We start from the raw sequence: 21,913 nt of genomic DNA, 5'->3' as shown, positions 1-21,913 counted from the left end.
GGTCAGCCCCACACCGTGAGGACGACGCGCTTGCGGGCCAGCTCGAGGCGCTTGCCGATCACGCGGAACAGCTTCCCCGCGCTGAGCCCGAACCGGGGAAGGCGCAACTCCACGACGTCCATCAGCTGCAGCTGGGCGCGGGCGACCAGGGCGGGGTCGATCGACACGTCGAAGACGTCCCGGCGGACCTTGTGCAGGGCCAGGAGGCGATCGGCCTCGGCCTGGGCGTCGGCCTCGCTCGTCAGGAGCGTATCGATCGAAATCTCGTCGGCCAGCAGGAACTGATCCTTGATGGCGGCGTCCTCGGCGACGGCGGTGCGGTATTCCTCGGCCAGCAGCGCACGGCGCGCGGCGCTCACCGCGCCGGCGACGTCGGTGCCCTGGACAGCCCAGAGGCGGGTGTGGCGCACCGAGACCTTGAAGACCGGCAGGCCATTGTCGCGGGCCTGGCGGCGCTCGAGCGCGCGGATCCGCGAAGGGCCCAGGGTGAGGATCGGCGCGCTGGCCGGCGCGACCAGGCGGCCGATGCGCAGCACGCCGTCGCCGTCGAAGGCATAGTAGGCGCCGGCGCTCGCGGCGACCTGGTCCATGGCGGCCTGGGTGGTGGTCTCGCCTTCGACCCAGACGCCGACGACCGCCGGCACGGCCGCATCCATGTTCGCCAGGTCGGCCGAGGAGATCTCACCCGCGGGCACGCCGGCTGCGATGGCGAGGCGGGCCAGGACCTGGGCGACGGTACGCTCGGCCGCGCTGGCGCCCTCCTGCGCATCGGCGGTGATCAGCCCGGCCGGCGCGCCGCCCAGGCGGAAGAGGCCCTCGGCCTTGCAGGTGTAGAAGGTGCCCGCCGAGAGGCCGGCGGCCGCGTTGAGCAGCGCCTTGGTCGCGTAGTCCGCGCCCTTGGTGAGCGCCACGCCCATGTCGTAGACGGCGCTGATGTCGAACACCGGCCCGTCGCTCACCTGGAAGGTCAGCTTGGAGGTGTTCACGCAGGGCGCCGGGATGTTCAGCGCCGAGCCGTAGAGGCGCGGCTTTCGCTGGCCCTTCAGGTCGTTCGCCGTGCCTTCGAAGCCTTCCGGAAGGGCGTTCGAACCGGCGTAGGTGTTCGGCAGGTGCCGGGTTTCGAAGACGTGCTGCTTGTCGCGTAGCTGGATGACCAGGCGCTTCAGGTCGCCCTGCACGGCGCGCGCCGTCGCCCGCACAATGATCGGGAAGTCGGCCGGATAGGCGCCGCCGGGATCGCCTTGGCGGATGGTGATCTGCCGGCCGTCGAAGCTGTAGGCCAGCCAGCGGTCGAACCGGCCGTCGGCGTTGGCGACGACGATCTCGCCGGTCTCCAATCGGGTGCCGCCGCTGGTGCGCCCGTCGCTGTAGGCGGCGACGCCCAGCCGACCCGGGTCCTTCAGAGCGGGAAGGAAAGTCACGTTCGGCGGGGCGTCGGTGGGCGCGGTCACGAAGGGCGCGTCCGAGAGCCGGAGCGTCTCGATCGTCCCCACGCTGTCCTTAGCGGCGTCGGCTTCGACCAGGATCATGCCGCCCTCGCCAGTTCGCGGCTGTTCGCAGCCAGCTCTTCGGCCACCTGGCCGAGGGCCTGCAGCTGGGCCACGCTCGCTGCGCCGCCCTGACGGACCAGTGCCTGCAGCTCGACGATCACCTGCTCGAGCAGGGCGTCGGTGCGGCCCGAGCTGCTGGACACCACGACGCCCAGGCCGCGCGGTCCCTGGAACAGCGGCATGATCGCCTCAGGCCCGGCCTCGGCCATCATGCCGATGTCGAAGGTGGTGGGACGGGTGACGACCTGGTTGGTGAAGACGCCGCCCTTCGCATAGAAGCGCGTGCCCGCCGCGATCTCGTCCTTGCCCTTCAGGAGGTAGTGCTGCTCGATCGCCTCGCGGTCAGTGGCGAACTCCGTAAGTGCGGTCCCGGCCCGGCGCGCGGCCAAAAGGTCGGGGTTGTTGGCGGCGTAGACCTCCCAGTTGAAGCCTTCGGGCAAGGCTGACGCGCTTCCGCCCGCGCCGCCGGCGGCGGCCTTGGCGGCGATCAGGGCGGCGATCGCGTCCGGCAGCGACTTGGTCGCCTCCTCGATGCCGATCAGCGCCTTCAGCATCTCCTTCTGGACGTCGAGCTGGGCCTGCAGGATCTCGGCCTCGGCCCGGGCCAGCATCTCGGCCGCCGAGACGGCGGACCGCACGGCCTCCAGGTCGCGGAAGTACTCGGCCGAGGAGGCGTAGTAGGCCCGGCTCGCTTCGAGGAACTGCTGGCTGGTGGTCGGCAGCTGGGCCAGGGCGGCGGCGTCGCCCGACATGGCGAGGCCCCGCACCCGCTCGAACTCGCCCTTGGCGGCGTTGTACTGCTCCTCAGGCGACAGGCCGGCGGCCGGGCCGAGGTAGAGGGAGCGGCCATAGCTGGCCAGCTGGTCAGCCGCGCGCAGCAGCTCGTCGATCATCGCCGTGCGGGCGGCCTGCTCGGCCTGCCAGGCGCGCTCGACCATGGCCGTGGCGTCGGCCACCGCGCCGCCGAGGTTGGCGAGGGCGTCGGCGACCTGCAGTTGCTTGACCTGGTCAATCTTCGCCAGGACGTCGGAGGAGACCAGGCCCGCCGCGATCAGCTCCTCGGCCTGGGCCTTCAGCGCCTGATAGCTCTGCTCGATCGCGTCCAAGGCCTTCTTGCGTTCGAAGGCGGCCGGGTCGGTGAGCTGCAGGATGGCGTCGTCGATCGTCTCCACGATGGAGCGGCCGAGGGCGATCTTGGTCGCCGCGTCCTCCAAGCTGGCGGCCTGGGTGACGACGCGCTTCTCGGCCTCGCTGAGGTCCGACGCGCCGGCCTCGATGGCGCGGATGATCGTCGCCTTGACGATGTCCGCGGCGAGCTTGCTGGCGTCGGTGTAGCCCTCGAACTGCGCGCCGGTGGAGAAGCCGCCGCCGTCGCCGCCGAAGTAGCCCTGGCTGAGGGCGCCAGTGTTCTTGCCCTCCACGTAGCCGATCGACGTCGGCAGGTTGGAGACCTTGGACAGGTCCAGCTTGAAGAGGTCGGTCGCCGCGTTGAGGCTCGCCACGATCTGGGCGGCCGCCTGGTTCATCTGGTCCAGCGGCCCGCCGTCCAGGCTCTGGCCGCCGGTCACCGAGAACTGGCCGTTCACGATGCCGATGTCCGACCGGGCGTAGGGGCGCTGGTCGTCTTTGAACAGTGTGCCGAGGGCCAGGCCGGCGATGGCGCCCAGCGGGCCGAGCACGGCCGCGCTGGACAACAGGGCGCCCATGCTGCCCGCGAGGGTCGCACTCGCGCCCATGCTGAGGGCGCCAGCGGTGACGCCGCCGGCGATGCCGGCGCTGAGGCCCGAATAGGCGAGCGCCGTGCCGCCGATGCCGCCGAGCAGCGATAGACCCGCGTCGGCTCCAGGCTTGCCGGTGCCAAGGCCCATCGCCTGGCCAAGGGCATGCCCGGTGAACGCGCCGCCCAGGCCCTCGCCGAGGAAACTCCCCAGGACCGAGCCGAGCAGCCCGCCCAGGCCGCCAGTCCCGGTCATGCCGGAAACCCCGCCGACGACCGCGTTGATCATCACGTCGATCGGCTTGGCCAGCAGGGCCTCGTAAACGGCCTCCCGCAGCCGCCGGGCCGCGTAGTCGGCGACGTCGTCAAAGGCGAGTTCGCCAGTCTCGACGAAGGCCCGGCGTAGGTCTTCCTTCAGGCCCTGGATCGCTTCGGCATTCTTGTAGGCGCCCTGTTCGACGCGCGCCCTGGCCTCGACCTGCGCCTCGACGATCTCCTTGCCCTCGCGCAGCAGTTCGTTGCGGATCCGGATGAGGCGTAGCTCTAGGTCGCGCTCCTCGTTGGTCATCACCAGCAGGCGCAGCTCCTCAGCCTGCTGGCGGTAGAAGTCGGCGTTGTCGTTGATGGCCTGGAGTTCAGCGGCGAGCTCCAGGCGGCGCTGAAGGGCTTCGATCTGCGCGGGTGCGAGCGTCAGCCCAATGCGCTCGATCTCCTGCCTTTGAGACTCAGCCTGCTCGAATTTCTGGAGCGCCGCCGTCCCACTGTCGATGGCTTCCGCCCGGCGTCTCTCGAGCTCGATCGCACTTTCGATCTCCCTCGATGCGGCGGCCACGCGCTCAACCTTCTCGGACGCGATGGCCTGAATCTCCGCTGCCTCCGCGGCGGCGATCGCGGCAGCCGTGCGGTCGCGGACGGCGCCGGTCAGTTCGTTGAGGCTCGCCACACCCTGTCGGGCAAGGACCTCAAGACCAGCCTCCTTGATGCGGTAGGCTTCGAGCGCGGCTTCGCCCTGTTCCGCGGCTGCGGCGCGATCGCGATAGGCTTGTGCCTGTAGCTTCGCTTGCCCGAGGCGGCGAGCGGCACCTTGAAGCTCATCTCGACGTGCTCGCCGTAGACATGGCTGGCGACGGGGCCGACGCCCGGCTTGGCGGGGTTCGGCTTCACCCGCTGGCCGGTCAGGCGGAAGCTGACGTCCTCGGCGAGCATGGTGTCGATCGCCGCGGCGGTCGCGTCGGTGCCGTAGACGGTCTCCTTCTTGGCGAGGAGCAGTTGGCGTCCGGCCATGTTCAGGCCTCCGAGGTTTCGGCCGCCGGCGAGGCCGGGGCGGGTTGCGGGGCTGCGCCGTCTTCGGCGTCGATCACGGCCTGGGCGTGGGCGGGGACCGGGAAGCCGGACTTCACGCTCGCCTCGGCGATCGCGCGCGCGCTCTGGACGGACAGGTTGAAGCGGCCGCGCCCTTCGGCGACGGCGCGGGGTTCGGTGCCGGTTTCCCGGTCGTCGTCTGTGCGGCGCACGTGACGGGCCTTTCTCATTGCTGGTGCTCGTAGGTTTCCTGGAGGGCGAGGCGGAACTCGAGGAGCCAGAGCCAACGGCCGCCGTCGCGGTTCAGCGCGTACTGCAGGAGACGGCCGCCGGCGTACTCCACCGGCATCGCAGCCCAGTCAGGCCCCCAGCCGCGCAGGGCGGCCTTGATCTGCCGGCGGGCCGGCATGAACAGGGCGAAGCCGGCGGGATAGGCCATCCCCATGGTGACGCCGAAGCGCCACACCTCGGCCTGGCTCACCCACATCGCGGCTTCGCGAACCGGCGTGGCCTGGTCGGCCAGCGGGGCGACGAGGGCGGTGACCTGCGCCGGAGACATGGCCAGCATGTCAAACGCGGCCTGAGCGTTCATCCCGGTCTCGGCGTGGCCGACCAGGTCGCAGCGCGAGGTGATCCGCTGGGCGACGACGTCGAAGAAGTCGTCCATCACAGCCCTCCCTGGTAGGCGCGGGCGGCGGCGTCGGCGAGGTAGTGGAGCGCGATCTCCAGGATCGCCTCATCGTCCTGGGCGGAGATACCGAGGTAGGGACGAGCGGGGATGGTGACGCTCTGGACGTTGACGAACTCGCCGGACGCGAGCGTGAAGGCGAGCCCACCCGGACCCTTCGCGGTGATCGTGCCGCCGGTCTGGTGGATGGCGGCGTAGTCGGCCGCGATGCCGCCCGCGCCGACCTCGACCGCGTCGGAGCCGTCGAGCACGTAGTTGACGCTGTCGCGAAGGTAGCCTTCACGCACAAGCGTCGGCTTGCCCGTCAGTTCGGAGTGCAACGAGGGCCGCCAGGCGGTCCCGTCGGGCGCGATGTTCGTCTCGAAGCGGTCGAGGGTGGAGTTCTCCAGCTCCGCGCCGATGTCCTGCATCAGCGGCCGCATGTCCGTGAGCGCGGAGCGGACCTGCGCCAGGATCGGACCGGCGGAGACGTCCTCGAAGGTGATGGTGAGGGCGACCCCGCTCATCGTCCGCCCTTCAGGAAGCCAGCCAGGCCCCCGTCGTCGAACACCCGGCCAGGTCCGCCGTACTGGACGCCGGCGTCGGCCTGGGCTGCAGGCACATCCTCGCCGACTTCGCCGCCGGCCAGCACGGCCACGCCCTTGGCGACGTCCTTGGCCCAGGCGCGGACGCGATCGGCGGCCGTCTTGACGTGGTCGCGGCCGTTGCGGTCCAGCGCCTCGCGGGCCAGCTCGAGCACGCCCTCCCTTACCGTAAGGGGGACAGGATCGAGCGGCGTCGCGTAGCGGGTGGCGAAATAGGTGTCGAGCTTGGCCGACTGGGCTTCCAGGGCGTCCTGGATGCGCACGTCGTCATAGCCCGTCGCCGGCGCGACCACGGGCGCGAGCGCCTTGGCCTCGGCCTCGCCCACAAAGGCGACGAACTGATCGACGGTCGCGTAGGCCATGGGTCAGGCCTTGGCCCCCTTCGCGCGGGACTTCCGGGGCGCAGGCTTCGAGGCCTGCGCCCCCGTGTCGTCGCTGGTCGGGGGTGCATCGGTGGGAGTGGGGGCGGGATTCGAACCCGCGACCTCCTGGTTATGAGCCAGGCGAGCTACCGGCTGCTCTACCCCGCTAGGATCTTGGGTGGACGCCGCCGCCGGGCCGTCGGCGGCGGCGGCGTCCGAGGCCGCCTGCATGGCAGGAGCGACCTGTTCGATGGCGTCCTGATGCTCCTGCGCCGCGCGGATCCGCACGGCCTCGAGGCGAACGGCCACGGCGGCAGCCGGCTCAGCTGCGCCGGCCTGGTCGAGGCCGTCGAGGAACATCTGCGGATAGCCGGCCGGCCCCTGCTCCACGACGTCGAGGGCGGCGGCGATCGCCCCTGACAGCGCCAGGGCGGCGTCGTTCAGCGTCGCCAGCGCCTGCGCCAGGTCGGCCGGCATCGCGCCTTCGCCATGAACCGCCTCGGCCGTGCGGGCGCGCAGCCGCGCCCCAACGACCTCGGTCAGGTCAGGATGTTCAGCGAGATCGAGGACCTCGCCGATTTCGAAGCGCTTGCCGCTATGGCGAAGCGCGATGCCGACGACCTTGACGCGCATGGCTCACGCCACCGCGTTTTCGAAGAAGTAGCCGCAGTTGGCCGCGACGATCAGCTCCTTCATGCGCTCCTCAACCTGGACGCGCTGCGAGCCGCCGATGCCGATCTTCGGCTCGGGGATGACGCGGGTCGCCCGGCGCTGGCCCTGCGGAACGGTCATGCCGAACGTCAGGCCGCGCTCGTTGTTGGCGAGCGGGTTGATGTGGAGCAGCGCGGCGTGCTTGCCCCAGGTGCGCGACAGGACGGCCGCCTGGCCCTTCTTGGCGGTGTTCACCCGGGCCTTGCCGACGATCACCCGGGAGATCTCCAGGCGGTCGGCGAGGTCTTCCTTGCGGGCCTTGCCGATGGTCGAGGCCGAGCCATAGAGGGCCGAGATGATCTTCGGATGGGTGGCGAGCTTGTTCCACACCGGCTGGCCGAAGACCGCCGTGTTCGGCCGCATCAGCGGCACGTCGAGGGCGTCCCAGAGGTCCTGGAACGGATCCGAGTCGTCGAAGTCCGACCACTGGTCGGTGCCGGCGAGCTGGACCTTGTTCCCGGCCGGATAGGTGGCGGCGGCGAAGACCAGGTTGGAGACGCGGACCTCGCGGGCCAGCTCCATCAGGTCGGTCACGGTCTCGGTGGCGTGGCCGAGGGGGTCGTAGCCCTCCGGGGCGTTGTCCACGTCCTCGTTCGGGACGAGGTCGGACAGCGCGTAGGGGACGGTCTTGGAGGTCGCTTCGGTCGCCGTCACCTCGATGGTGTTGGCTTCCGAGCGGCGGCCGATCGCCGTGTCGGGCACGGTGAGCGCCTCTTCGACCGGGTACTCGTAGTAGGTGAACTCCTTCTTCGCCACGGGCGTGGCGAGGGGGAGCACCTGGTCGGCGATCATGTCCTCGTTTTTGTAAGCGAGGGCGATCCCCGTGTAGGTCGGGTGGATCGGGAAAGGCGCGTCGGCCATGGGCGTCAGGGTCCTAGTGTGGTTGTCGGGTCAGGGTTACGCGGGCGTGGTCTTCGACCCCGGCGCGGCCAGGTACTCGGCCACATCGCCGGCGACGTAGGAGGCCATGGCGACGCCCGCCGTGCGGCAGCTCGCGCCCGCGGCCGGCGCGGCGGCCACCGCCTTGCCGTTGGCGTCGGAGGTGATCTCGGCACCGCGCGTGATGTTGCCGCCGGCCTCGACCTCAAGGCCCGGCCCCATCACGTAGATCTCGACGCGATCGCCGGTGGCGGCTGCGCCCAGGCTGTCGGAGACGCCGATGATCGCGTCGGTAGCGGCCGTGGCCTGGACGACCGTGCGGTCGCCGCTGAACTTCACGAACCGGCGGGGCGCGATCGGGGCGCCAGCGGTGAGCGGGAGAGCGGGATAGGTGCGCATGAGCGGTTGGGGTCCTTCAGGAAGCGTAGGTCAGCGGCCGATGCGGGCGGCGGCTTGGGAGTAGGAAAGGGTCTCGCCGCGGCCGGCGGCCTCGGAGCGGATCGCCTGGATCTGTTCGGCGATCTGGGGCGCGGCGGCGGCGCTGGTGGCGTCGAAGCCGTCGGAGCCCGAGACCTCGGCGAAGGCAATCGACACGCCCAGGCCGTCCAGCAGCTCGCGCAGCTCGGCGCGCGGATCGGCGTCCGGCTCTGAGAAAGCGACAGTCTGGTCGCCACCCAGGCGGGCGAAGATGGCGGCCACGCGGTCGCGATGGACGGGCGGCAGGCGGCCGGCCGCGACGAGGCCGTCGAGGTAGGCCGCATCCTCGGTTCGCGCGTCCTGGCGGGCGCTCTCGGCGAAGGCGGCCTCGCGCTGGGCGACGCTCGCCTCCCGCGCCTGCAGAGCCGCCTCGCGCTCGGCCAGCTGGTCGTCGGCGGCGCCGCCGGAGACGGCATCGGCCGCAGCGGCGGCGGGCGTGGTGTCCGCGCCGACGTCGGCGGCGTCGGTGTCCGCGCCGGCGGGCGCCGGGTCGGCGTCACCCTCGGCGAACGCGGCCGCCGGTTCGGACTGCTCGCGCTCGATGTTGTCGATCGCCCAGGAGGGCAGCACGCGGTCGGCGTCTTCCAGGCTGAACTTCTCGATGAAGAAGTCGCGGACGCCCCGAAGGAGGTCCTTCACCCAGAAGCCGTCGGCCACGCCGAACGCGACAAAGGACTCGGCCTCGCCGGAGAAGGCCGTCTCCAGCCCCTTCACCGCCGGCGGCGTTGCGCCGAGATAGCCGACGTGGCGCAGGTACCACGCCCCGGGCTTGGGGTTGCTCGGATCGCCCGGCGCATAGAAGGCGGCCGACCGATAGCGGTAGCGGCCGTCGTCGACCGCTTCGGCGAAGGCCGGGGCGACGCGCTCGAGGTCGGCGACGAGGACGCCGCCTTCGACCTTCAGGCCCTTCACCCAGGCCCAGGCGGGGTCGTTGGTCTTCGGATGGCCGAGCACGACCGGGGCCGCCTGCAGGGCGGGGTCGTAGCTCGCCGCGATCGCCGCGACGTCGGCTTCCGAGAACTCATAGACGCGGCCGTCGATGGCGCGGTGCTTGCCCGCTTTGAAGGCCTGGACGCTTTCCAGCATGGTGGTGACGACTCTTGAGACAGCGCTGCGGCCGCCCCTGGACGACCGCGTGTTGAGGCGTCACTGTGGATTGAGCTGCCGGGGCCGTAGCCCCTGACAGTTGTCAGGCAAGGGGGACTTCGGGATGCCGAAGATGGTGAAGCTGACCAGGATCGACGACGAGGTCGTGTGGTTGAACGCCGACCACGTCGCCTTGGTCTCGCGTTACGACGATACGAGCACCTGCATCTTCATGCTGCCGATCTCGGGATGGAGCGGATCGATCATCGTGCACGGCATTCCGAGCGTGATCGCCGAACTCCTGATGACGGACTGACCAGCGCACTTTCGAACGCGCTTCGAACGCCTTCAAAGGGGGCAGGACGGCCGAGAGGCCCTTCCGGCGACCATCGGAGCGCCCCGGCGGCTCCTGAGGCTCCTGAGGCCCTTCTCGTCCACATTGAACTTCAGCCTCCAGGAGCGTATATGTGAGGGGCGTTGTCGCGCTCGGCGACGGGATCCAGAGCAACGCCATCGAGGCCCGGCGGTCGCCCCGCGCGGGCCTTTCTCATTTCCGACGATAGACCAGGGCGCCGACCCGAAACCCCGCGCTCGTCATGCTGGCCTGGGTGGCCGGCTTGTCGCGCTTGCCCGGCCCGAAGGCGGTCGCGCCCATCCAGACGCCCCGGGCTGCGCCCTCATGGAATGAGACGACGAACAGCTGGCGGCCGACATCGGCCATGGCGTCGAACGCCGCGACGAAGGGGGGAGCGCGCGAGGGTTTCGATCGCCGACGACATAGGGCCGCTGCGGCTCGGGCAAGGGCGCGGGCGCCAAGCCGGACACTCGGCCGAGCGTGGGCCAGCTTGACGCCGTTGCGGTCGAAGTTGGCGAGGTACGCCCGACGAGCCTTGCACCAGGCGCGATACGGCCAGTGCGACCGCGGCCCGAACGGATAGGCGGCGTCGATCGCCGCCTTCCGCGCCTTGAGGGTCATCTTGTCGGGCAGCGTCGCGGCGACACGCTCGATTGTGGCGCGGGCGACATCGGACCAGGCGGTCACGTTCCGACTCCGTTCGCTGGAGGTTCCCCGCATGTCTGCAACGCCTCTGGGCCACCACCTTGGGTGGGCGCCTCGCTCCTCGCGAAGAAGCGCAGCGACATGGTCTCTTCCGTGATGCGCAGCGAGCCGTCCTTCAACCGGCGCAGGCGCGAGCGGAGCCTGACCGGGTGGCCGTTCGCCATCTTGAACACCCCGTCGAGCGTCCAGCGCGTCCCGTCTTGCGACCGCGTGACCGCGATTGTCGCCGGGCGGGTCCAGTCATCACCAGCGAGGGCGAAGACCTTCTCGTGCTCCGGCGCCCAGGCGACGGTCCCCTTGTCGGATTTGCGGCGCACGGCGCGCTTCGCGGGTTTGCGGCTCATATTGTTCCCCGATCGAGGGCCGACCGGCCGGCCGGCGTGATGGCGTAGACGCTTGGCTCGCCGAACAGACCGCCGGAGACCTTCACGGCCAGGCCGCGGTTCACCAGGGTCAGGATGAAGTTCGAGGCGATCGAGGTGGAGCGGTCGATCAGCTCGCCGGCCTCGCGCGCGGTGATGTTCCGCGTGCCCAGCGCTCGCAGGATCGTCGCGGCGAAGCCGGTCGGCGCCCGGGGCGCCTTGGCGCAGCTGCAGACGAGGCCGGCGGCCGAAGGCGAGCCGGTCGCGGCGAGCAGCTCGGCTGCGCGCTCCAGGTCGTCGTCCAAGTCGTCGGGGCAGAGGTCGGCCAGCAGCGCCCAGGCGAGGCGTCGGGCCTCTGCATGGGTCAGCCGATAATCCTCATAGATGCTCGCGCCTTCCGGCTGGACCCGGAGCGTCACCGTGGGGCTCCGCGGGTCGAAGCGGTGGCGGACGATCGCGGCGACGCCGGTCATTCCGTCTCTCCAGTGCTGGGGTGCAGGACGGTGGCCACCACGCCGGCGCGGACCACCAGGAAGACGCCGACGCCGGGCGCGTCGATGTAGAGGCCGGCGTCGCCAGCCGGCTGCGGCAGGTCGAAGCCGCCGGCGACGAGGGCCGCCCGGATCTCCTCGCGGTAGCGCTCCAGGTCCACGCCGTGGACGCGCTCGAGCCAACGGACCAGCGCGTGGTCCGTGACGCCGACGTCGGAGATCCAGGCGGCGGTCACCGGCGCGCGCCCTGGGCTTTGGCCCGCGCCCGGGCGATCTGGTGCGCGGTCGTGGCCTGTTCGCGCCATGACCGGCCCTGCTGGGGCGAGACCGCTCCGAACGTCGCTTCCAGGGGCGAGAGGCCGGCGGCGAGCCCGGGCTGAAGGCGCGCCACCTTGCCGGCGGCGATAGCCTGATCGATCAGGGCGCGAACGTCGTCGGGCAGCGCGCGACCCTCGCCGAGGAACGGCCGCGCCGGCACAGGGTGCGCGACGGCCTTCGCTTCGACTGCCATGGCCGTGGACGACGTCGAACGGCGGATCGTCGGCCGCTTTGCAGCAAGGCCCAGGGCGACCACCTTCCGGGTGACCGAGCGCGGCGTGCAGGCCCCGCCCAGCTCCTGGGCGATTTCACCCACGGGCTTGTCCTCGACGACGTAGCGCTGCTCGAGCAGGGCGATCCTGGCCGCCGTCCACTGGAAGCCGCTGCTCCTGCGGGAGCCTTCCAGGAAGGTGCGCGTCAGGCCGCGCGAGCGCGCGGCCTTGGTGACCGCCGGGTCGCGGGCCTGCGCCCAGCCGCGAAGGTGCGCCAGGCGGGCGACCTGGCGGCGGCTGTGCTTGCCGCCCAGGGCGGCCGCCACCTCCGCAGGACCGAGCCCCTGTTCGACGTAGAGCTGGCGCGCGGCCGCCTCTTCGTCGGCCGGCCAGCGGTACTGACTGTCACCGCTCATGCCGCGGTCCTCACGATGGTCGGCCGCCACGGCGAGGCCTTGCGCATCGCCTCGAGGGCGTCGCGGACAACCTGGTGCTCGGCGTCGGTGAGCACGGCCTGGCGGCCGTAGAGACGGTAGCGCTCGCCGACCTCGGCGATCGTCTCGACCTCGAAGTCCGAGAGGATCGACGTGAAGCGGGCGAAGAGCGCCGTGGCGCTGATGAGGTCGAGCGCCTGTTCCTTGGTGAGCGGCATCAGTCCGGACCTCCGGCCAGCAGCGGGATGACGACGGCGACGATGAAGGCCCAGAGGCCGGCGTTGACGCCGACCGCTAGGCAGAGCCGCCAGTTGAAGGGCGCGAGGACGACGGGCCGGCGCGCGGCCCGCTTGAACGCCACGCGCAGGGGCTTGGCGGCGGCCGGCATCACGCGGCCGCCACGTCAATGGAGACCGGCTCCCAGCGGTCCGTGGGCTTCGCCCGGCGGTAGAAGCGGACGTACTCCTTGGAGCCCTCGACGCGGACGCTGTCGCGGATCGCCCTCATGGCCCGCTGCCAGCGCTCGTCCTCGATGTCGTGGCGCAGCAGGCTGAAGAGTTCGGTCGGGCTGACCTTGCCCTCCTTGTCCACGCTGAACGCGCTCTGCACGATGGTCCGCAGCGCCGCATTGCTGTCGGCGGACCAGTCGTTCAGGCACTCGTCCACCAGCGCCTTCGCCTGCTGCAGCTCGGGGCCAAAGGTGACGCGGTCAGCGACCTGCACCTGGACCTTCTGCAGACCGTCGAAGGTGATCAGCGTGATGTTGCCCTTCGGCCCGCCGCGCGTGAGGCCGTACTCCTGCGCGAGGATGTCGAGGAAGCCGGCGACGTCTTCCAGCGTGTGCTTCTTGAAGCGGGCGATCTGGTCGGCCAGAGGCGAGGCGTAGCCCAGGATCTTGCGGACGGTCTCGTCCATCAGCAGGTCGCGCGGGTTCACGCTCTCCAGGGGCACGAGCGCGCCCTTCGCGTTGGCCATGTAGGGCTTGCCATTGATGCTCTGGCAGCCCGCTGGCAGGGCCTTGGGTTCGGTGCTTTCGGTCTCGTGGGTCACAGGTCTTCTCCAGGGAACAGCCCGGCGTCGGCCGAGCGAATGCGGGTGACGATGAGGGGGCCTCGTCCGTGGACGAGGCGCAGGAAGGCGGCCCAGCGGCGCAGGCCGGCGATCACGACAGAGCCCCCGCGGCGGCGATCGCCGCGTCGATCTGGGCGAGCTGCAGGTCCAGCTCGGCGACGATCGCGGCGGCGTCCTCGTCCAGGGTGGAGAGGTCGGGCTCCAGCGTGCCCGGCCGCGGCACGGTCGCGGACTCGATGGTCAACAAGCGGTCCTGGGCGATGGCCGCGCGGCCGAGCCTGGCGGCGGCCAGCAGCGCCGGGGCGGCGGCGAACAGCAGGGCGTTCGCCAGCTGCTCCTCGGCCGGATGGTCTCCGGTCCGCAGCGCGAGGCCGGCGATGCTGTCGCCCAGGGCGTCGACGATCACGTGGCCGCAAACCGTCGTATCCAGCCGGAAGGGCGCAGGGCTGTGCTTCGCGTCGCTCATGACCGCCCCCCGTCCAGGACTTCGAAGCGGCCCTCCAGGATCGGCGGCGGCGTGGGCGTGAGCACCGCCTCGATCGTCTCGAGGTCGTCTTCGATCTTGGAGAGCAGGCGATCGAGTTCGCGCGGGGTCAGGACGCCGGCTCTGGCCTTCGAGCGGATCTGCCGGGCGCAGGAGCGAGCGTTGCGGGTGGGGTCGAGATAGGCGGACATGCGGGTCCTCCTCAGGCGCGGGCCGTGTCGCCGAGCTGGCGGTAGGCGGCGGCGAGATGGTTGGGGTTGAGATCCTGCCGGGCGGCGCGGCTGAGCATCAGCGCGCTCCGGACGACCTTGATGACGACGCGAAGGCTGTCGCGATCGGCAATATGCTGGCAGTAGGCGACCACCTCCGGGGCTGTGACGCCCATGGTCTCCAGCACCGGCGGCACGTCGTTGGCGTCGGATTTGTTCAGCCTCACCCGCCAGCCGGCGCGACCGAACAGCTGGGCGTAGGCGGGGTCGCGGGCGGCGCCCTCGATGCGGGACAGCACTTGAGCGTTGCCCATGAGGGCGAGGCCGCAGCGGGTCGCGTCGTGGATGGCGCGGATTTCCTCCAAGGCCTCGAAGTCGCACCACTGGGCTTCGTCGATGACCAGCAGCCAGCCGTCGCCCAGCTGGCTGCGGATGAAGTTCGTGCACTCCACCCGCACCCGGTAAGTCGGCGCCCGCCCCGAGATGTTGGTGATCAGGGTCGCCAGGATCGCGCTCACCGTGCGCACGGCGGGCGAGGCGGTGGCGGTCACGACGCGGGGCGTCTTGGCGACGTACTGCCTGGCGGCGGCGCTCTTGCCGACGCCGGGCTGGCCCACGATCAGGGCCATGTCGCCCAGCACCTGGGCGTGCTGCAGCGCGTTGATGACCTTGGTCGCCGTCGGCGTCATGACGAAGGTCGGTTCCGGCGGCGCGGCTTCCAGAACCTCAGTCTCGCGGTGCCGGGCGTCCAGCCAGCGGGAGAGCTGGCCAGCGATCTTCATGTTGTCGCCGGCGTAGTTGCCCGAAAGGAACTGGCTGAGGGTCGCGGCCGCCACGCCGCTGGCGCGGGAGACCTGGGCCTGGCTGATCGACGCCGCGGACATCTGTTCGCGCACGAAGGTGCGCAGTTCGTCCAGCTCGGCTTCGGACCAGGTTCTTTTCCCGTGGTCGATGTTCATCTATAAAACTCCTTGTCTAACTGCACTTCCAGGGCTCGCCGGTTGCCGCCGGCGGGCCTTTTCCTTGGTCACTCCGCGGCCGTGATCCCCCGGAGCGCGCGGGCGTGGAGGTCGATGACTTCGGCCTCGGTCATGCCCTCGGGCTGGGGTTGCGGACGCAGGGCGAGGTTTCCGAAGACCGGCGAAACGACGTTGGAGCCGTCTTCGAAATCGGGGTCGGCCAGCTGTGGCGTGATGCGCGCGAGCTGGGCGGCGGACATGTCGCGCTCGGCGCGGGCCAGCTCCTTGGCGGCCTTCTGCTGGCGCTTGTAGAGACGCTTGAACTCGCGCCCTTCCTCGGCGTTGGCGAAGCCGATCGGCTCCAGGCACTCGGCATGGCCGAGATAGGCGCCGGTCTGCAGGTCGTAGACGTGGAGCCCGGCGTGCAGGTCATCGGCGTCGAACCGCGCGGCGACCTTCTGGCCTTCGTGCTGGATCAGGAACTCGGACCAGTAGCGGTTGCCGGCCAGCTGGAGGCCGTGGCCGTTCCGGCGGACCGTCACGCCCTCGACGCAGAGCAGCGCCTGGCGCAGCTGCTCGGCGGTCGGCCGCGGCACCAGGGCCGTCTTCAGGCTCTCGGCGAACACCTGGTCGAAGGAGAGCTTGCCGCCGGCCGTCTTCGTGCGCCGCCCGGGGCGGGCGTTGTGCCGGCGGATGCCATTGGCGACGACCGCCTCGAACTCCGCCAGCGGGATGCCGTAGCCCTCGCGATAGGAGGCAGGCTTGTTCAGCGGGTCGTTGCCGACGTAGGCGCCCTCGAAGGCGGCCGACGTGCCGATCTCACCCTCCAGGTCGCCGAAGGCGCGCTCGATCGGCTTGGACTGGCCCGAGTAGGGCGTGGTGAAGTGCACCTCGACGCCGAACTGCACCAGCAGGCCCACCTGGTCCTCTTCGCGGACGGCGAAGCGGAAACGGTGGCGGGTCTGGCCGGTCAGCCACTTCGAGGCGAAGGCCTTGCCGTTGTCGAAGAAGCAGTGACGCGGGATGCCGTGGTTGCGGAACACGTCCGCGAAGCACATGCGCACCGCGTCGGCGTTCTCCGACCGAGCGATCCGCCAGCCCAGGACGCGGCGGGAGTAGACGTCCTGGATCATGATCATCATCGGACGCTCGGGCTTCGCCCCGTCCCCGAAGTCGACCATGACGTCCCACTTGTGGCCGTCGACGTTGACCGCCTCCATGGCGTGGAAGGCGGTCTCGTCGCGCTCGATCCAGGGATAGACGCGGGCGAAGGCCTCCGTGCCTTCCTTGTGGAGAAGGATGGCCGCCCGGCTCACCTCGCGCTCGAGTCGACGCTGCAGGGTCTTGCAGGCCGGGAGCGTGACGCCGCGCGCCTCGGCGACATCCTGAGCCACGCGGTATGCCGCCGCGAACGATCGACGGGGACGCAGGTAGTCGTTCTTGAAGACGCGATAGACCTCGGGATCGACCTCGGCGGTGGCCGTGCGGCCGACATAGTCGGGCGTCAGGTGAACGACCCAGTCGTCGCGGCGGACGCCGCGGACGCGGCCGATCCAGCCGTAGAGGGTGCTGACGCCGAACGGCGGCTCGCGGCCCTGCAGGCGGGCCTCGACCGCGGCCCGCTCGACCACCATCTCGACGGCCTTGGAGGAGGCCATGCCGGTCCGGATCAGGGTCTCGACTTGGCCGATCACGGCCATCCGGCGCTTGCCGACGTCCTTCAGGCTGGCTGGCAGGCGGTCCCAACGCGCCCAGGCGCTCTCGCGATCGCGCGGCGTCTCGGCCGCAGGCTTAGGCGCGGCCGGCTTGGGTTGGCGTAGCAGCAGCGCCGTGCGCGCCTTCTCCGGCAGAACGGCGAAGTGATACTCGACGCCCGCACCGCGCCCCTGACGCCGGCGGCAGAGCGGGCCGCGGGTGTCACAGTGGGCGGCGTCCCAGCCTTCGGCCTTGGCGCGGTTCAGGACGCCCATCTTGGACGTCGGCAGGCCGGGCAGGCGCTGGTCAGCCAGCTCCTGGGCCGACCACCACTCCTTCGTAATGAGGCTCCCCCCCGCTGACGTCATCGGCGCGTCCTTGGAACCTTGACCTGGAGGGGCGCGCGCTTGCGCAGGACCTTGGCCTGCTCGGCGTAGTGCTGCGCCATCTTGTCGGCCTGGGCGGCCTGGGCGAGCAGCGCCTCCTCGCCCTCGAGCACGATCATGCCCTCGTCGCGAAGCAGGCTGCCCCACAGCCAGGTGCAGCCGGTGGCCCGCACAAAGGCGACCCAGCGGACGATGCTGATCGTGTGGCTGGTGCGGCTCTCGGCCGTGTAGGCGTAGAGCTGAGCCCGGGTGACCAGGTCCTCGTCCTCGCCGCCCAGCAGCTCGGTCATCTCGGCGGCGACGACCTCGGCCGTCTTGCCGCACTCGCGCAGAGCCCGACCCATGTCGCGCGCGATCTGGCGCTTCATGTCCAGCGCACGCGGCATGTCGCGCGGCGCCTCCACCGGGAACATGTGGGCGACGTCGAAGAGGTCGCCGGTCTGTTGGTCGCCCCTGGCCTTAGCCATCGCGGCGACTCCAGGTAGAGGAGCGCGCGGGGTTCGCGGGAGACGCAGATGTCAATGCACCGCTATGCGACTGAGGCTTGGGGCCACGTCGCAGAAATCGCTGAAATGCTCGGCGAAGAAGGGACCGCGAGGCTTCGAAAGTGGTTCGGCGAGGCCGATCCGAACGTTGCGAAGCGCGCAGCTGTAAGCTTTGCAGCCCGCTATCGGCCAATAGCGATTGAATTTCTGTCAGCTCAGCCTGCGCGGCGTCGAAAGCTCCTGGCGAAATATCCAGAGCAACGACAGCAAGATCTTCTCTGCTACTGCGCAGCTGTGTGGGGCGCGCGTGCTGCAATTCTATTAGAGCGCGCGGACGAGCTGACGCCGGGCGGGTCGTACCGATCAACCACGCAATCGGCCGCCGAAGCGCTCGCCGAAGCCTACGAAGACGAGCGGACGTTCTGGCCCTTGCCTCGACCAGCTCCCTTTCCAGAATTCTCTGAAGAATTCGAGGGTGAACAAAGTTGAGGTTCACCTCACTCATCGTCGAACCCCTGCAGGAGATCGTCGGCGTCGATGGCGGCGGGGTTCACGCGCGCCTGGTAGGCGGCGAATTCCGGCGCGTCGGAGGGGATGAGCGCCCAGTCGCCGGGCAGCTTGCGGGCCGCCAGGCCGGCGATCAGGTCGGCGCGCTCGGTCGCCGAGGCGGCCTTCCAGAGTTTGTCGAACGCCGCTTGAAGCGCGCTCACTGAGGCCGGCTCGGCCTTGATGGGCGTATTGCCGCCGGCATAGGCCAGGGCGTCTGCCACCGACTTCGTGCGGCCCTCGAGAAGGATCTCCGCGGCTTTGGCCTGCAGGGCGGCGTCCTCGACGCCGGCGAGCTGGCGCAGGGCGTTGGCGTTCTTGGCGATCCAGGACCCGTGAAGGCGTTCGCGGAGCGCCACTGGAACGCCCTTGGCGATCTCCATGTGACGCCGAACCGTGCGCTCGGTCACGTCCAGCTCCGCGGCCGTGTCGGCGGCGAAGCCCATCGTGATTGGCACGCCCTTCAACAATTCGGACATCTTGTCCGAATTCTTCGGGCGGCCACGCTTGGGAGCGATCGCCTCGGACTTCGCCTCGATCCGCTCGGGGTAGAGCTGCCCGTAGACCTCCGCCCGGGCGAGATAGAACTCCGCGCGCTCGAGTGGCGTCAGGCCGCGCCGGACCAGGTTCTCGTCGATCTCGACCTTGAGCGCCTCGGGGTCGCTCATCGGCTTCACCGTCGCCGGGATGGTGCTCCAGCCGAGCTTCTTGACGGCCTCCAGGCGGTGAAGGCCGGCGACGAGTTGGTAGCGGGGCTCGCGGGGATTGCCCCGCAGCGGCCGGACCGTGATCGATCCGAAGAAGCCGCTTTCCTCGATAGCGACGGCGAGACCGTCGACCGTGGCTTGGTCCAGTTTGCGCAGGCGGTCGCGCACGACGATCTGCTGCACGGAAAGATCGAAGGTGGTCGCGCTCATTGCTCGCGCGCCTCCCGCTCGGCGATCACGGTATGCCTGAAGGCCTCGAATTCTTGGGCGAGCAGGTCCCGAAAACTGCGCGAGCGCAGCCGCAGCTCGATGGTGTCTTCTGAGATGTGGCTGAGCGCCTTCACGACCGTCCGCACGGCCGCCGCGCCCCACGCCAAAACCTCCATTTCGGGACAGGCGTCGGGGGGAAGCTCGTCGAGATCGATTCGCAGAGCGCGGGACAGATCGGCTTCGTAGACCGCGACCATTTCCCGCAGACGACGCATCATCGCGTCGCCGTCGCCACCTGCGGGCGAGCTGCCGGCTCCGTTGTTACCCTGGGCGCCCATGTCTAACGAGCCCCTGCGAATTGACGTTGGGGCACAGCACGTTCGGACGTATTCTCATCACGAACGTGACGGATCGAGAGGCGCTGACCGGTCGGCGCATACCGCTCTGGCCAAAGCTCATGAAGGGAGACGTTCAGAAAGTCGGAAATGATCCTCTCGCCGACCAGGCAGGGGCGGATCAGCGCCGCGCGACACACGCTGTCATGCTGGCCGTTGTCCGTCGCCAGTTTGCTCAAGGTAGTGCCGCGCATGCGCACCTCGGCCTTGATCTGCTCGGGGTGCCAGTTTCTGCCCCGGGCTCGCTTCCTAGCGCTGGTCATCACGATCGCTTTGCGTTGATCACGTTCGTGAACAACTCATACACGAACGTGCGGGTCGATCAAGGCGAGTTCCGCTGAACGTGAACGCATGGACACAGTCGCCGCCGAATTTGATTACGAAGGCTTCGCAAAGCGTGCGCGCGAGGCGATGTTTCCTGAGAAGCTCACGGCTTTTTCGCAGCGGATCGGCCTGCCTCAGGCGACGATCTCGAAGTATCTCGGCGCGGGCGGGACCGCCGGCCCGCGCCTCGACATTGTCGCGCGCATGGCCGACGGCCTCGGCGTGACCCTGGACTGGTTAGTTTACGGCCGAGGCGACGGGGGCGAGGGCCAAGATCTGGTTAGGATTCCTCGGTTCGACGCGCAGCTGGCCGCAGGGGCCGGGGCCTGGAACGACGGGCGCCTTAAGGTGGAGGACGTGCCCTTCACCCAGGCCTTTCTTCGCGAGCAACTCGGCAGACTGACGGCAGCGAGCCTCTCAGTGCTGACGGCGCGCGGCGATTCCATGGAGCCGACCATTGCCGACCGCGCCTGGGTGATCATCGACGAGGCGGAGCAGGAACCCTTCGACGCCGTTTTTGCGTTCGTGCTCGCCGGAGAGGCGCGAGTGAAGCGGTTCCGCCGGCTGACCGATGGTTTGATGCTGATCTCCGACAACGACGCATACCCCCCGGAGGTTGTGAAGGGTGATGAGCTCGCTAAACTTCAGGTAATTGGTCGCGTTCTGTCTGTGGTCCAGCGCGTCTGACGTTGGATTGAGCCGAGGCGCGAAATGAACAAGAGAAAGATTGGTGGCGTCCTTATCGCCCTTAGCGTCGCGGCTGCGGCGCTCTCTGCAAGAGCCGAGGAGGCCACCGCTCCAAATGGCGTCGTAATTCAGATCGACGGCGATGAATTTAGTCCCTTTGTGGACTACACGGCCCCGTTTCATCAGCAGGAAGATGGCGGGTATGTATTCGCCGTTCGAAAGCGCGGCTCCGGAGATGCAGTCTTTCTCGCGCAAGGGTTCATTTACTATAGCGGCGATTGGCGATTCTATGATCGCGCCTACTTACCCGGTGGAAACTCGGTGGATTTCGCGTCGTCCGAACGCAAGGTGCTAGGTTGTAGCCGATACTCGGGATGTCGCTACTCGGAAAGCTACCAGCTCACCTTCACACCGGAGCAGGTGAAGGCGGGGCTCAGGGAAGGGATACGGGTCCAGGTGAGAGGCCGCGGCGCCGGTGAGTTCGTAATCGCTTTTTCCGCCCCTGAGCTGGAGGCGGCGATGGCCGTCTCGGGAATGCAGCCCTAGCTCGCATCTGTCGTGCCGGGTCGCCCCGATGAGGGAGCGACCATTGAGACCGACCAAAGCAGTGCGTCTCGCCGCCCAGTAGGCTTAACAACCGGCCGCTGAGACGCCTCCCGCGCGCCCCGATCACTTTGCGGTTTAGAATTGCCGCGTCGAGCGGCCATGGCGTGCGCGACGCCTTGCGCCGCAAGGGTCTCCGCGAACCGTAAAGTCCGACCGTAACTGTAAAGCCGACTTTACGGTTCGCGGAGACCCTTGCGGCGCAAGGCTTCGCTCGAACGCTGAGCGGCCGCCCTTCAAACGCCCTTCGAACGCGAATGTGAGGTCTACCCGCGCCTCCAGGTTCTACTGTCTAATCGCGCCGAAATCGCTGTCGCGGGCGATTTCCGTGGGACAACGCCGGCCAGCCTCCTACAGGCCGCCCCGCCGCTGCAAACCCTTGTGCGCCTTGGGTTTCATCCCACCTTGTCCCGCCCGGTCCCGCCATATCCCGGCCCTCCAAGACCATCTGTCCCCTCACACCGAGGGCCTGAGCCTCGCCTTCCACCGCATCGCGCGCACCGTGCGCCTGACGCTGGCGCTGGAATCGCGGCTGGCCCGCGAGCAGGGCGAGGTCGCCCGGGTGCGCCGCAACGAGGTGCGCCGCCGCTGCGAGCGACGCGGGCCCCAGGTGCGCGATGCGCTCTGGCCAGAGATCTGGGCCGAGACAGACGGGAACGAGGACGAGGCCCAGGCCCTCCTGAACACGCTGGACGAGCTGATCGCCGAGGACGAGCGCTCCGAGCGCCTGGCCGAGGGCCCGATCGAGGCCGCCATCGCCCGGCTGCGGGCCGATCTCGGCCTGGCCGCCAACGACGGCGCAGAGGCCGAGCCCGGCTGTCCCGACGTTCACGGCTCCGGCTGACGCCGCGGCGCCCGCCCCGATCTTCCCCGGCGCCGTACTCGCCCCCGGACGCGGCGCGCGCGGCGGCGGGGGACC

Annotated in this window: 32 protein-coding genes and 1 tRNA gene; 6 read left to right on the top strand and 27 right to left on the bottom strand. The window is 69.7% G+C overall.

Going from position 1 to position 21,913, the window contains the following annotated elements:
* Window positions 1-2 precede the first annotated feature (2 nt).
* The 8 genes from ACK4YQ_RS16960 to ACK4YQ_RS16925 all read right to left on the bottom strand — a co-directional run bounded on the left by ACK4YQ_RS16960 (window position 3) and on the right by ACK4YQ_RS16925 (window position 6,371).
* Window positions 3-1,529 (bottom strand): hypothetical protein, encoded by a 1,527-nt coding sequence (locus ACK4YQ_RS16960; RefSeq protein WP_409612927.1) that lies wholly within the window; start codon window positions 1,527-1,529, stop codon window positions 3-5.
* The gene (locus ACK4YQ_RS16955) at window positions 1,526-4,099 is read right to left on the bottom strand and encodes a hypothetical protein (RefSeq protein WP_409612925.1); all 2,574 of its coding nucleotides are present in this window, start codon (window positions 4,097-4,099) and stop codon (window positions 1,526-1,528) included. The genes ACK4YQ_RS16960 and ACK4YQ_RS16955 overlap by 4 nt, the downstream gene beginning before the upstream one ends.
* Window positions 4,100-4,188: 89 nt before the next feature.
* Window positions 4,189-4,551 carry a hypothetical protein gene (locus ACK4YQ_RS16950; protein ID WP_409612923.1) on the bottom strand — a complete coding sequence of 121 codons (363 nt, stop codon included), beginning with the start codon at window positions 4,549-4,551 and terminating at the stop codon, window positions 4,189-4,191.
* A 2-nt stretch (window positions 4,552-4,553) separates the two neighbouring features.
* A complete protein-coding gene (locus tag ACK4YQ_RS16945; RefSeq protein WP_409612922.1) occupies window positions 4,554-4,799 on the bottom strand; it encodes a hypothetical protein in 246 nt (81 codons plus the stop codon).
* The gene (locus ACK4YQ_RS16940) at window positions 4,796-5,236 is read right to left on the bottom strand and encodes a hypothetical protein (protein ID WP_409612920.1); all 441 of its coding nucleotides are present in this window, start codon (window positions 5,234-5,236) and stop codon (window positions 4,796-4,798) included. The genes ACK4YQ_RS16945 and ACK4YQ_RS16940 overlap by 4 nt, the downstream gene beginning before the upstream one ends.
* Window positions 5,236-5,763, bottom strand: a complete 528-nt coding sequence (locus ACK4YQ_RS16935; RefSeq protein ID WP_409612919.1) for a phage virion morphogenesis protein — start codon at window positions 5,761-5,763, stop codon at window positions 5,236-5,238. Before ACK4YQ_RS16935 ends, ACK4YQ_RS16940 begins: the two co-directional genes overlap by 1 nt.
* Entirely contained in the window at window positions 5,760-6,203 is a 444-nt protein-coding gene (locus tag ACK4YQ_RS16930) for a phage protein Gp36 family protein (RefSeq protein WP_409612917.1), read from the bottom strand. Before ACK4YQ_RS16930 ends, ACK4YQ_RS16935 begins: the two co-directional genes overlap by 4 nt.
* Before the next feature lie 92 nt (window positions 6,204-6,295).
* Window positions 6,296-6,371, bottom strand: a tRNA-Met gene (locus tag ACK4YQ_RS16925).
* On the opposite strand from ACK4YQ_RS16925, the gene ACK4YQ_RS16920 reads away from it, so the two are divergent.
* On the top strand, window positions 6,336-6,623 hold the full coding sequence (locus ACK4YQ_RS16920; protein WP_409612916.1) for a hypothetical protein: 288 nt from the start codon (window positions 6,336-6,338) through the stop codon (window positions 6,621-6,623). The two genes, ACK4YQ_RS16925 and ACK4YQ_RS16920, sit on opposite strands and share 36 nt — an antisense overlap.
* A gap of 216 nt (window positions 6,624-6,839) precedes the next feature.
* Here the strand turns inward: ACK4YQ_RS16920 and ACK4YQ_RS16915 are convergent, their stop codons facing one another.
* The 3 genes from ACK4YQ_RS16915 to ACK4YQ_RS16905 are packed head-to-tail and all read right to left on the bottom strand — an operon-like array spanning window position 6,840 to window position 9,356.
* On the bottom strand, window positions 6,840-7,775 hold the full coding sequence (locus ACK4YQ_RS16915; RefSeq protein WP_409612914.1) for a hypothetical protein: 936 nt from the start codon (window positions 7,773-7,775) through the stop codon (window positions 6,840-6,842).
* Window positions 7,776-7,811: 36 nt separating this feature from the next.
* Entirely contained in the window at window positions 7,812-8,192 is a 381-nt protein-coding gene (locus ACK4YQ_RS16910; protein ID WP_409612912.1) for a capsid cement protein, read from the bottom strand.
* Between the two features lie 30 nt (window positions 8,193-8,222).
* Window positions 8,223-9,356 carry a hypothetical protein gene (locus ACK4YQ_RS16905; RefSeq protein ID WP_409612910.1) on the bottom strand — a complete coding sequence of 378 codons (1,134 nt, stop codon included), beginning with the start codon at window positions 9,354-9,356 and terminating at the stop codon, window positions 8,223-8,225.
* 124 nt (window positions 9,357-9,480) lie between these two features.
* Here ACK4YQ_RS16905 and ACK4YQ_RS16900 point away from each other — a divergent pair, with 124 nt between their 5' ends.
* A complete protein-coding gene (locus ACK4YQ_RS16900; RefSeq protein WP_409612908.1) occupies window positions 9,481-9,672 on the top strand; it encodes a hypothetical protein in 192 nt (63 codons plus the stop codon).
* Window positions 9,673-9,903: 231 nt separating this feature from the next.
* On the opposite strand, the gene ACK4YQ_RS16895 is transcribed toward ACK4YQ_RS16900, so the two are convergent.
* The 13 genes from ACK4YQ_RS16895 to ACK4YQ_RS16835 form a co-directional block, all read right to left on the bottom strand.
* The gene (locus ACK4YQ_RS16895) at window positions 9,904-10,398 is read right to left on the bottom strand and encodes a hypothetical protein (protein ID WP_409612907.1); all 495 of its coding nucleotides are present in this window, start codon (window positions 10,396-10,398) and stop codon (window positions 9,904-9,906) included.
* Entirely contained in the window at window positions 10,395-10,760 is a 366-nt protein-coding gene (locus ACK4YQ_RS16890; protein ID WP_409612905.1) for a hypothetical protein, read from the bottom strand. Before ACK4YQ_RS16890 ends, ACK4YQ_RS16895 begins: the two co-directional genes overlap by 4 nt.
* Window positions 10,757-11,251 (bottom strand): hypothetical protein, encoded by a 495-nt coding sequence (locus ACK4YQ_RS16885; protein ID WP_409612903.1) that lies wholly within the window; start codon window positions 11,249-11,251, stop codon window positions 10,757-10,759. The genes ACK4YQ_RS16890 and ACK4YQ_RS16885 overlap by 4 nt, the downstream gene beginning before the upstream one ends.
* Window positions 11,248-11,505 carry a hypothetical protein gene (locus ACK4YQ_RS16880; RefSeq protein ID WP_409612901.1) on the bottom strand — a complete coding sequence of 86 codons (258 nt, stop codon included), beginning with the start codon at window positions 11,503-11,505 and terminating at the stop codon, window positions 11,248-11,250. Before ACK4YQ_RS16880 ends, ACK4YQ_RS16885 begins: the two co-directional genes overlap by 4 nt.
* Window positions 11,502-12,215: a hypothetical protein gene (locus tag ACK4YQ_RS16875; protein WP_409612900.1), complete on the bottom strand. Its 714-nt coding sequence runs from the start codon at window positions 12,213-12,215 to the stop codon at window positions 11,502-11,504. Before ACK4YQ_RS16875 ends, ACK4YQ_RS16880 begins: the two co-directional genes overlap by 4 nt.
* A complete protein-coding gene (locus ACK4YQ_RS16870; RefSeq protein WP_409612898.1) occupies window positions 12,212-12,451 on the bottom strand; it encodes a hypothetical protein in 240 nt (79 codons plus the stop codon). Before ACK4YQ_RS16870 ends, ACK4YQ_RS16875 begins: the two co-directional genes overlap by 4 nt.
* Window positions 12,451-12,621, bottom strand: a complete 171-nt coding sequence (locus tag ACK4YQ_RS16865) for a hypothetical protein (protein WP_409612896.1) — start codon at window positions 12,619-12,621, stop codon at window positions 12,451-12,453. Before ACK4YQ_RS16865 ends, ACK4YQ_RS16870 begins: the two co-directional genes overlap by 1 nt.
* Window positions 12,621-13,283: a DUF3164 family protein gene (locus ACK4YQ_RS16860; protein ID WP_409612894.1), complete on the bottom strand. Its 663-nt coding sequence runs from the start codon at window positions 13,281-13,283 to the stop codon at window positions 12,621-12,623. The genes ACK4YQ_RS16865 and ACK4YQ_RS16860 overlap by 1 nt, the downstream gene beginning before the upstream one ends.
* Window positions 13,284-13,395: 112 nt before the next feature.
* Window positions 13,396-13,770: a hypothetical protein gene (locus ACK4YQ_RS16855; RefSeq protein WP_409612893.1), complete on the bottom strand. Its 375-nt coding sequence runs from the start codon at window positions 13,768-13,770 to the stop codon at window positions 13,396-13,398.
* Window positions 13,767-13,979 (bottom strand): hypothetical protein, encoded by a 213-nt coding sequence (locus ACK4YQ_RS16850; RefSeq protein WP_409612891.1) that lies wholly within the window; start codon window positions 13,977-13,979, stop codon window positions 13,767-13,769. Before ACK4YQ_RS16850 ends, ACK4YQ_RS16855 begins: the two co-directional genes overlap by 4 nt.
* Before the next feature lie 11 nt (window positions 13,980-13,990).
* Window positions 13,991-14,956, bottom strand: a complete 966-nt coding sequence (locus ACK4YQ_RS16845; protein ID WP_409612889.1) for an AAA family ATPase — start codon at window positions 14,954-14,956, stop codon at window positions 13,991-13,993.
* Between the two features lie 68 nt (window positions 14,957-15,024).
* Window positions 15,025-17,019 (bottom strand): transposase domain-containing protein, encoded by a 1,995-nt coding sequence (locus tag ACK4YQ_RS16840; RefSeq protein ID WP_409612887.1) that lies wholly within the window; start codon window positions 17,017-17,019, stop codon window positions 15,025-15,027.
* The gene (locus tag ACK4YQ_RS16835; protein WP_409612886.1) at window positions 17,016-17,504 is read right to left on the bottom strand and encodes a hypothetical protein; all 489 of its coding nucleotides are present in this window, start codon (window positions 17,502-17,504) and stop codon (window positions 17,016-17,018) included. The genes ACK4YQ_RS16840 and ACK4YQ_RS16835 overlap by 4 nt, the downstream gene beginning before the upstream one ends.
* Before the next feature lie 48 nt (window positions 17,505-17,552).
* On the opposite strand from ACK4YQ_RS16835, the gene ACK4YQ_RS16830 reads away from it, so the two are divergent.
* Complete coding sequence (locus ACK4YQ_RS16830; protein ID WP_409612884.1) at window positions 17,553-18,011, top strand: hypothetical protein; 459 nt, start codon at window positions 17,553-17,555, stop codon at window positions 18,009-18,011.
* A gap of 8 nt (window positions 18,012-18,019) precedes the next feature.
* Here the strand turns inward: ACK4YQ_RS16830 and ACK4YQ_RS16825 are convergent, their stop codons facing one another.
* Genes ACK4YQ_RS16825 through ACK4YQ_RS16815 form a run of 3 tightly spaced genes read right to left on the bottom strand, consistent with a single transcriptional unit; the run spans window position 18,020 to window position 19,574 of the window.
* Window positions 18,020-18,985: a ParB/RepB/Spo0J family partition protein gene (locus tag ACK4YQ_RS16825; protein WP_409612882.1), complete on the bottom strand. Its 966-nt coding sequence runs from the start codon at window positions 18,983-18,985 to the stop codon at window positions 18,020-18,022.
* Complete coding sequence (locus ACK4YQ_RS16820) at window positions 18,982-19,323, bottom strand: hypothetical protein (protein WP_409612881.1); 342 nt, start codon at window positions 19,321-19,323, stop codon at window positions 18,982-18,984. The genes ACK4YQ_RS16825 and ACK4YQ_RS16820 overlap by 4 nt, the downstream gene beginning before the upstream one ends.
* A gap of 2 nt (window positions 19,324-19,325) precedes the next feature.
* The gene (locus tag ACK4YQ_RS16815) at window positions 19,326-19,574 is read right to left on the bottom strand and encodes a helix-turn-helix domain-containing protein (protein WP_409613001.1); all 249 of its coding nucleotides are present in this window, start codon (window positions 19,572-19,574) and stop codon (window positions 19,326-19,328) included.
* A 157-nt stretch (window positions 19,575-19,731) separates the two neighbouring features.
* Between ACK4YQ_RS16815 and ACK4YQ_RS16810 the strand changes: the two genes are divergently transcribed.
* The 3 genes from ACK4YQ_RS16810 (at window position 19,732) to ACK4YQ_RS16800 (ending at window position 21,838) form a co-directional block, all read left to right on the top strand.
* Window positions 19,732-20,391 carry a S24 family peptidase gene (locus ACK4YQ_RS16810; RefSeq protein WP_409612879.1) on the top strand — a complete coding sequence of 220 codons (660 nt, stop codon included), beginning with the start codon at window positions 19,732-19,734 and terminating at the stop codon, window positions 20,389-20,391.
* 24 nt (window positions 20,392-20,415) lie between these two features.
* A complete protein-coding gene (locus ACK4YQ_RS16805; RefSeq protein WP_409612877.1) occupies window positions 20,416-20,937 on the top strand; it encodes a hypothetical protein in 522 nt (173 codons plus the stop codon).
* A gap of 559 nt (window positions 20,938-21,496) precedes the next feature.
* Window positions 21,497-21,838: a hypothetical protein gene (locus ACK4YQ_RS16800; RefSeq protein ID WP_409612875.1), complete on the top strand. Its 342-nt coding sequence runs from the start codon at window positions 21,497-21,499 to the stop codon at window positions 21,836-21,838.
* Window positions 21,839-21,913: the final 75 nt, after the last annotated feature.

It is taken from the genome of Phenylobacterium sp. (assembly GCF_046291545.1).
Classification (GTDB): domain Bacteria; phylum Pseudomonadota; class Alphaproteobacteria; order Caulobacterales; family Caulobacteraceae; genus Phenylobacterium.
This window is presented reverse-complemented; position numbering and strand designations above follow the sequence as displayed.